2 protein-coding genes and 1 pseudogene are annotated in these 8,900 nt (G+C 48.9%); 1 reads left to right on the forward strand and 2 read right to left on the reverse strand.

The features are described from left to right. Positions 1-1,311 (forward strand): annotated as a pseudogene (locus tag QUA38_RS23560) (WD40 repeat domain-containing protein); the annotation flags it as partial. 244 nt (positions 1,312-1,555) lie between these two features. Here QUA38_RS23560 and QUA38_RS23565 read toward each other — a convergent pair. Both QUA38_RS23565 and QUA38_RS23570 read right to left on the reverse strand, forming a co-directional pair. Continuing rightward, on the reverse strand, positions 1,556-4,822 hold the full coding sequence (locus QUA38_RS23565; protein WP_333166156.1) for a DUF4347 domain-containing protein: 3,267 nt from the start codon (positions 4,820-4,822) through the stop codon (positions 1,556-1,558). A gap of 778 nt (positions 4,823-5,600) precedes the next feature. Then, positions 5,601-8,873: a DUF4347 domain-containing protein gene (locus QUA38_RS23570; protein ID WP_333166157.1), complete on the reverse strand. Its 3,273-nt coding sequence runs from the start codon at positions 8,871-8,873 to the stop codon at positions 5,601-5,603. Positions 8,874-8,900: the final 27 nt, after the last annotated feature.

Genomic DNA, 8,900 nt, shown 5'->3' on the forward strand with positions numbered 1-8,900 from the left:
AAACGTCCCGCCATTATCTCTGCCAGCGCTGACAACACTGTCAAACTCTGGCAACCAGACGGAACCCTGCTACGAACTCTTAGCGGTCACAGTTCGGAAGTGTTTGAAGTCGCTATCAGTACAGCAGGCGATCTCATTGCTTCCACCAGCGCCGACCAAACTATCAACCTCTGGAAGCCGGACGGGACGCTGTTGAAAGTCCTCAAAGGGCATCAATCTGGAATTCGCGGGCTTGCTTTTATTCCCAACAGTCAAATGGTTGTCTCCGCTAGCGACGACTATACCGCCCGACTCTGGAACCCGACAAACCCCTTCTCGAAAGTCCTTTACGGACATGGCGGCACGATTTGGGATGTGGATTTCTCCCCCGAAGGTCAGATGCTAGCTTCCGCCTCTTCCGATGGCAGTTTGAAACTGTGGGCGCGAGACGGCAGGTTGCTGAAGTCTTTTGGAGGAAACGAGACTGCCGTTCACTCGGTTGCTTTCCTCTCTGGTGCTAACTTTGCCAATTCTGCGATCGCACCTTTCCTTGCTACCGCTAATGAAGATAAAACAATTAAATTCTGGCAGTTCGACGGGATGCTGCAGAAAACCATAACAGGTCATGAAGCTGGAGTTTGGGATATCTCCCCAAGTCCAGATGGTCGGCTACTGGCTTCTGCTAGCAACGATAAAACCGTCAAACTGTGGAACAAGGACGGCACTTTACTGAAAACTTTCACAGGGCATCGGGCTAGGGTTTACGATGTGGACTTTACCCCTGACGGACAGAGGCTGCTTTCAGCTAGTAGCGACAGCACTGCTCGGTTGTGGAGTCTTGACGGTAAGTTTTCCAAGACTCTAGAGGGTCATCGCAGCCCTGTTTGGGAAGTTGCCATCAGTCCAGACGGTCGCACTTTGGCAACTGCCAGCAGGGATGACACGATTAAACTCTGGACGATCGATGGCACGTTGCTCAACACCCTCCAGGGAAATACTAGAGGCATGATGGCAGTTGATTTCAGTCCTAACGGTCAAATGCTGGTGGGGGGAGGCTCAACTGGCGCACTCAAACTTTGGAAAACCGACGGGACAGAAATAACGACGCTAACCGGACATGAAGGGAACGTTTGGGGAGCGGCGTTCAGTCCCGATGGCAAACTCATTGCCTCCGCCGGGGACGATCGCACAGTCATTTTATGGGATCTAGAGCGTATTCTCAAACTTGATGAACTGGGTTATGCGTGCGATCGCGTGGGGGATTATCTGCGAACAAATGCCGATGTGAAGGAGGAGGATAGACATTTGTGCGATCGGATTAAAACCGAATAATATTAAGTCCGCTTAATTAGGAATAATAGATTAATATGTGTGGCTATAGCATCAGAAGATTAGAGGATAATTATCATGCTTGGCTAATTTTTAGTGAACTATACTATAATACTAAATCCGGCGTAACTACTCCCTTTATCTCTCACTCTGCAGAGGCGGAATTCGTTTCTTTAGTAGCGGTTGAAACCGCCGAAGTATACGCAGAATAATCGAGGGTATAGCTAAACCGGATTTAGTATAATAACTACAGAGTAATGAAATCGGTAGCGGTGAGAATACCGGGGGTAATATTGTTAAGCTTCGCCAACAATTGATTGGTGTCCGTCACAGTAATCAAAGTTTGATTGTTGCTGGAAGTAATACTGAGTTGATTAAAACTCAAACCAGTATTCAACCCTATTAAATCCTCTCCCTTGCGGAAATCATTAATGATGTCGCTACCCACACTTTGATTGAGGAAAAACACATCATTTCCCGAACCACCAGTCAATGTATCGTCCCCAACATCCCCGGAAAGGAAATCGGCACCGCTGCCACCGCTGAGAATATCATTACCTTTGCCGCCGTAGATGGTATCGTTACCGATGTCGCCACAGAGCACATCGTTTTCATTGCCACCCAACAGCAAGTCGTTGCCCTCACCGCCATCGAGACTGTCGTTTTCTTTGCCTCCGTACAGCGTGTCATGTCCCGACTCACCAAAAATCAGGTCTGCACCTTCATTGCCAAAGGCAATATCGTTGCCATTTCCAGCATTAATTGTGTCATTTCCTAAGTTGCCTAAAATGTAGTCGTCACCATCTTCACCCAGCAAGATATCGTCATCTTTACCGCCGAAAATGCTGTCGTTGCCAACGCCGCCGGCAACTGTATCATTGCCTAAATCTCCCCTCAACAAGTCCTCGCCCTCACCACCAACAACAGTATCAGGATCTTTGCCAGCGTAGATGGTATCGTTGCCAGCGTCGCCCGATAGGAAATCGCTGCCTCCATTGCCGAAGATTGAGTCGTTATCTGCTGCGCCGTCAATGTTGTCATTGCCGCCCATGCCGTAGAGAGTATCGTTGCCGGCTTGTCCGTTAATTGAGTCGTTGATGCCACCGCCCATGATGAAATCGGTAGTGTCGCCGCCGTTGATAGTTTGTTGGACGGGGTTGGGGGTGATGGTGGCAGGATCTAGTTGCGGGGCGTTGAGGCTATTGAGTAGGCAATCATCTACCGCCGGAGTTGGGGTGGGCGTGGGTGTCGGTTCGGGCGTGGGAGTGGGTGTCGGTTCGGGTGTAGGCGTGGGTGTCGGTTCGGGTGTGGGCGTGGGTGTCGGTTCGGGCGTGGGAGTGGGAGTGGGCGTGGGAGTGGGCGTCGGAGTGGGAGTGGGAGTGGGCGTCGGAGTTGGCGTCGGAGTTGGAGTCGGCGTGAGTGTAGCGTTAAATTCGTAAGCGCCAATATCAACGATCGCACTTCCGTTATTATCACCATCTTGAGGGCGACTCACACCGCGCTGATCCTCCGCCGGCGCGCCCGCACCAGTACCAGTATCAATTGCCGGACTTCCTGCTAGCAGCGGCAGAACGAAAGCCCGGTTAATATTTTGCAAAGGGCCGAGTAAGGGGTCTGCGATCGTCACATTTGCCGTAACATTACTATCATTAGGATCTCCCACGGTCAGTTTAGCGGGAAATTGAAGATTGTTTCCCCCATCGATGAGCTCCCGTCCAGTGTGCTGCCTATTTTTAAAAGGATTATTGGCGGTATTCCTATCAAAAATCGAATTCTTGACAGTAATTGGCGATTTCACAGCATCGTTAAAAGTAGCAATACCTCCCGAATATTCCCCAGCAGTATTTTTAGCAAAAGTCGAATTGACGATATTAGTCGAAAAAGAATCTCTGTTGCCAGCAACCATTCCCCCGCCCTGCTTAGCAGCACTGTTGCCGGAAAAGGTACTGTTGACAATGCTGACATTTCCATTTTCTCCGAACCACAAACCGCCGCCGTTGTCTTCAGCTTTATTATTAGCGAACGTGCAGTTTGTCACTGTCAAATCGACGTTGCCGTGGCGGACTCCGCCTCCAGAACCTCCAATACCTGATAAATTTTTTACGGCTTGGTTATTAATAAAAGTGCTATTTTCCAAAACCACTTTATCTTGGAGATAACCAAACAAAAAGGCTGCGCCTCCTTCTCTCGATCCGATATTGCCGTCAAAAATGCTGTTGCGAATAGCAATATTTCCGGCAACAGGGCCGGGGGTTGCATTCAGCCCGGAAGCATTAGCGCCATCGACGTAAACTGCCCCGCCAACGCCTTTATCTGTGCGGTTGCCGATAAATTTAGAGTTTTCGATCGTCATGCTGCCCAACAAATTATTAACAGCTCCGCCGTAGCTGCCTTTGTTGTTGGTAAATTCGCTATCTCTGATAGTCAGAACACCCCCGCTTTTGGTTGCGATCGCACCGCCACCGCGTTCGGTATTGTCTGCTAGCGAACCGTCATTGCCGCTAAACTTGCTGTTAATTACATTTGTCGTACTGCGAAAACCCGTGTGAATGCCGCCACCAAAACCGGCAACATTATTATTGACTTGGCAATTTTCTAAAGTTAAAGTGCTGCTACCTCCTGTTTGAATGCCACCACCGGCGCTAGTGGCCTCATTATTCGGATCGGTTCCAGAAACTTTGCCGTTGGCAACAATCAGGTTTTTTAGAGTGACATTTGTTGCACCTTCTGTGCGGATTACCCGCGAAGTATTGTTGCCGCTGATGGTTAAATTGGCTGCACCAACAGCGTCAATTGTCAAGTTTTTGTTGATGACAAGTTGACCGGAAGTGAGAGTAATTGTTTTGCTAGCAAGACTCAATTCAAATTGAATGGTATCGTCGGCTGCTGCGGAGGCGATCGCATCTCTCAATGAACCCGGCCCGCTATCATTAGTGTTAGTAACGGTAATAGTCTTTAAAGTCCCTCGGTAATCCGCCATTGCTTCTGGAGTCAAGGCTAGCGGTGCTTCAATATCACCCTTGGCAAACTCCAAATTCCAGTTACCACCGCGGCCAGTGCGATCGCTAGATGCCGCAATATCAGCCCCGGTTAACTCGCCCAGGCGATCGACAAAATCGCTTCCCGAACCCGCCGCAACATCGCAACCATAAAGCACAATATCTGCTTTGTCGCTTAGCGCATTTCGCCAACCTTGCAACTGGCTTTCATATTGCGGCAAATTATCCGAATTCAGCGTTGCAGAACCTAGCTGCAAGCTGCCAGAATTGCCGTGAGAAAAGATGTGAACTTGGTCTACAGTTTCCCCAGCAGCAGAAATTGTTTGCAGTTTCGCAGTAATTTGCTCGACTCCGTTACCATTTTTATCTAAAATGATGAGTTCTGCACCGGGAAGCACGCCATCCGCGAGAGTTTGATAGTCATCTAAGTTGGAATAAATGAATACAATAGATTTAGAACCAGCATTGTGGAGAACAGATTGTGAATCCATGTTAGTGGCAAAAGTTGAACTCATTTCGCATACCCATGAGAATGTTTACTATTTGCTGGTAGATTCACCTTGAAAGAAGAAGGCTAGAGATGCAGAAGGCTGTAGGCAGAATTAAAACTTCGGTGCTCCATGGGATAAATTAAAATTGATTTAGGTAAGAATTTAATTTTATCCCTAAGTTTAATCCCCGAAGTGTCTCCATAATCAGCTTTAGCTGTGTGAGAATTGCGAGCTTTTTAGCAATTAAGAGCAGAGGATGTAATGTAAATAGTCCGGGACTGGGAACCTACCTCTATGTTTAGGTTGGCCATGCCCACCATTAGGGATGGAAATAGTGCATCAAACCCTTTGGCTACCTTGGTCATATCAAATTCATCAACGAATTTTGGCGCTGCCAAAATTATGAGAATTGCTCTAGCTAGTACCTGATACATTCACCTGAGCTAAAACCAGGAAAATCGCCTAAATATTTGATTAATTTAACTTTTTTTTGTGTCAAAAAAAGTTCCCCAAAATCAGAAGTTTAGTGGCTGAAAAAACTGGTTTTATTCGGGCGCTGCTGATGGCTAGCCAGATCAGGAGTGCAATAAACGGATGTGCCTCATTCTAGGTGTGGGCGATCGGCAATAAACAAGATTTATTACCGATCGCTGTTGCAAATAATCAGATCGAGCGATCCTATTCGTTGGCGTAGCCCCCGGCGGGCTGCGCTAACGTCATCCACCAAATTTCAGGAGTTTGAGAGCTTTCTTCACCACTTCTAAGCGGGGTGGCTGCTTATAGCGCACCCTATCCCAGGCAGTTAGAGTGTTACCTGAGTGAAATCGGTAGCGGTGAGAATACCGGGGGTAATATTGTTAAGCTTCGCCAACAATTGATTGGTGTCCGTCACAGTAATCAAAGTTTGATTGTTGCTGGAAGTAATACTGAGTTGATTAAAACTCAAACCAGTATTCAACCCTATTAAATCCTCTCCCTTGCGGAAATCATTAATGATGTCGCTACCCACACTTTGATTGAGGAAAAACACATCATTTCCCGAACCACCAGTCAATGTATCGTCCCCAACATCCCCGGAAAGGAAATCGGCACCGCTGCCACCGCTGAGAATATCATTACCTTTGCCGCCGTAGATGGTATCGTTACCGATGTCGCCACAGAGCACATCGTTTTCATTGCCACCCAACAGCAAGTCGTTGCCCTCACCGCCATCGAGACTGTCGTTTTCTTTGCCTCCGTACAGCGTGTCATGTCCCGACTCACCAAAAATCAGGTCTGCACCTTCATTGCCAAAGGCAATATCGTTGCCATTTCCAGCATTAATTGTGTCATTTCCTAAGTTGCCTAAAATGTAGTCGTCACCATCTTCACCCAGCAAGATATCGTCATCTTTACCGCCGAAAATGCTGTCGTTGCCAACGCCGCCGGCAACTGTATCATTGCCTAAATCTCCCCTCAACAAGTCCTCGCCCTCACCACCAACAACAGTATCAGGATCTTTGCCAGCGTAGATGGTATCGTTGCCAGCGTCGCCCGATAGGAAATCGCTGCCTCCATTGCCGAAGATTGAGTCGTTATCTGCTGCGCCGTCAATGTTGTCATTGCCGCCCATGCCGTAGAGAGTATCGTTGCCGGCTTGTCCGTTAATTGAGTCGTTGATGCCACCGCCCATGATGAAATCGGTAGTGTCGCCGCCGTTGATAGTTTGTTGGACGGGGTTGGGGGTGATGGTGGCAGGATCTAGTTGCGGGGCGTTGAGGCTATTGAGTAGGCAATCATCTACCGCCGGAGTTGGGGTGGGCGTGGGTGTCGGTTCGGGCGTGGGAGTGGGTGTCGGTTCGGGTGTAGGCGTGGGTGTCGGTTCGGGTGTGGGCGTGGGTGTCGGTTCGGGCGTGGGAGTGGGAGTGGGCGTGGGAGTGGGCGTCGGAGTGGGAGTGGGAGTGGGCGTCGGAGTTGGCGTCGGAGTTGGAGTCGGCGTGAGTGTAGCGTTAAATTCGTAAGCGCCAATATCAACGATCGCACTTCCGTTATTATCACCATCTTGAGGGCGACTCACACCGCGCTGATCCTCCGCCGGCGCGCCCGCACCAATACCCGTATCAATTGCCGGACTTCCTGTTAGCAGCGGCAGCACAAAAGCGCCGTTAATATTTTCCAAAGGGCCGAGTAAGGGGTCTGCGATCCTGACACTTGCCGTAACATTATTATCATTAGGATCTCCCGTCGTGAGTTTAGCGGGAAATTGAAGATTGTTTCCCCCATCGATGAGTTCCCGTCCAGTGTGCTGCCTATTTTTAAAAGGATTACTTGCGGTATTCCTATCAAAAATCGAATTTTTGACAGTAATTGGCGATTTCACAGGGTCGTTAAAAGCAGCAATACCTCCCGAATATTCAGCGGTATTCTTAGCAAAAGTCGAATTGACGATGTTAGTCGAAAAGGAATCTCTGTTAGCGACAAGCATTGCTCCGCCCTGCTTAGCAGCGCTGTTGCCGGAAAATGTACTGTTGACAATGCTGATATTTCCATTATCTCCTGACCACAAACCGCCCCCATTATCTTCAGCTTGGTTATTAGCAAAAGTAGAGTTTGTTACCGTCAGATCCACATTTCCGTGACGAATTGCGCCTCCAGAACCTCCAACTCCTGCTAGATCCTTAACAGCTTTATTGTTAACAAAAGTGCTATTTTCCAAAACTATCTTATCTTGAAGATAGCCAAATAAAAATCCCGCTCCTCCTTCTCTGGCTCCGATATTGCCATCAAAAACGCTGTTGCGGATAGCAATAGTTCCTGCAACGGGACCGGGGGTTGCATTCGGCCCGGAGGCATTAGCGCCATCGACGTAAACTGCCCCGCCGACGCCTTTCTCTGTGCGGTTGCCGGTGAATTTAGAATTTTCGATCGTCATGCTGCCCAACAGGTTGTTAACAGCACCGCCGTAGCTGCCTTTGTTGTTGGTAAATTCGCTATCTCTGATAGTCAAAACACCGCCGCTTTTAGTGGCGATCGCGCCGCCACCGCGTTCGGTATTGTCCGCTAGCGAACCATCATTGCCGCTAAACTTGGTGTTAATTACATTTGTCGTGCTGCGGAAACCCGTGTAAATGCCACCACCAAAACCGGCAACATTATTATTGACTTGGCAATTTTCTAAAGTTAAAGTGCTGCTACCTCCTGTTTGAATACCACCACCGGCGCTAGTTGCCTCATTATTCGGATCGGTTCCAGAAACTTTGCCGTTGGCAACAATCAGGTTTTTTAGAGTGACATTAGTCGAACCTCCTGTGCGGATTACCCGCGAAGCATTGTTGCCGCTGATTGTTACACCGGGTGCAGCAGCGCCGTCAATGGTAATGTTTTTGCCAGCGGGAATATCGAGTTGACCGCTGGTGAGGGTAATGGTTTGGGCGCCTAAACCTGGAGCGAAGGTAATTGTATCGCCGGCAACAGCGGTGGCGATCGCAGCTCTTAATGAACCGGGCCCGCTATCGCTATTGTTGGCTACTACGATCGTAGCTAAATCACCTCGGTAACTAGCCATAGCCTCTGGCTGCAAGGCTAAGGGAGATTCAATTTTACCCCTAGCAAATTCTAAATTCCAGTCGCCGCCGCTGCCGGTTGTGTTGGTCGATGCCGCAACGTCAGCCCCGGTTAATTGGCTGAATCGAGCGGCGAAATTAGCACCTGTACCGCCTGCTACATCGCAGCCGTACAGCATGATGTCTGCTTGTGGGGCTAGTAAAGTTTGCCACTTTTGCAACTGGCTTTTGTATTGCTCTATGTTATCTGAACCCAGAGCGGTATTGCCTAATTGTAGGCTGCCAGAACTGCCGTGAGAAATAATGTGAACCGAGTCTATCGCCCCGTTAGTAGAGGCATATTTTTCCATCTCCGAGGTGATTTGTTCGATGCCGTTTTTGGTGCTGTCGAGTATTACTACCTGCTGTCCGGGCAGCACTCCCGCTGTAAGTGACTCGTAATCTTCCACGCCGGAGTCAATGAAGACTAAGGAGCGCAGTGGCCGTTTTTCAAAAGAAGATTGCGAGTTAACTTGAGTGAATGTAGAACTCATTTTGGAGACTCCATTAAGGGCATTATT

The organism is Microcoleus sp. Pol12B4 (genome assembly GCF_036701385.1).
Taxonomy (GTDB): Bacteria; Cyanobacteriota; Cyanobacteriia; order Cyanobacteriales; family Microcoleaceae; genus Microcoleus.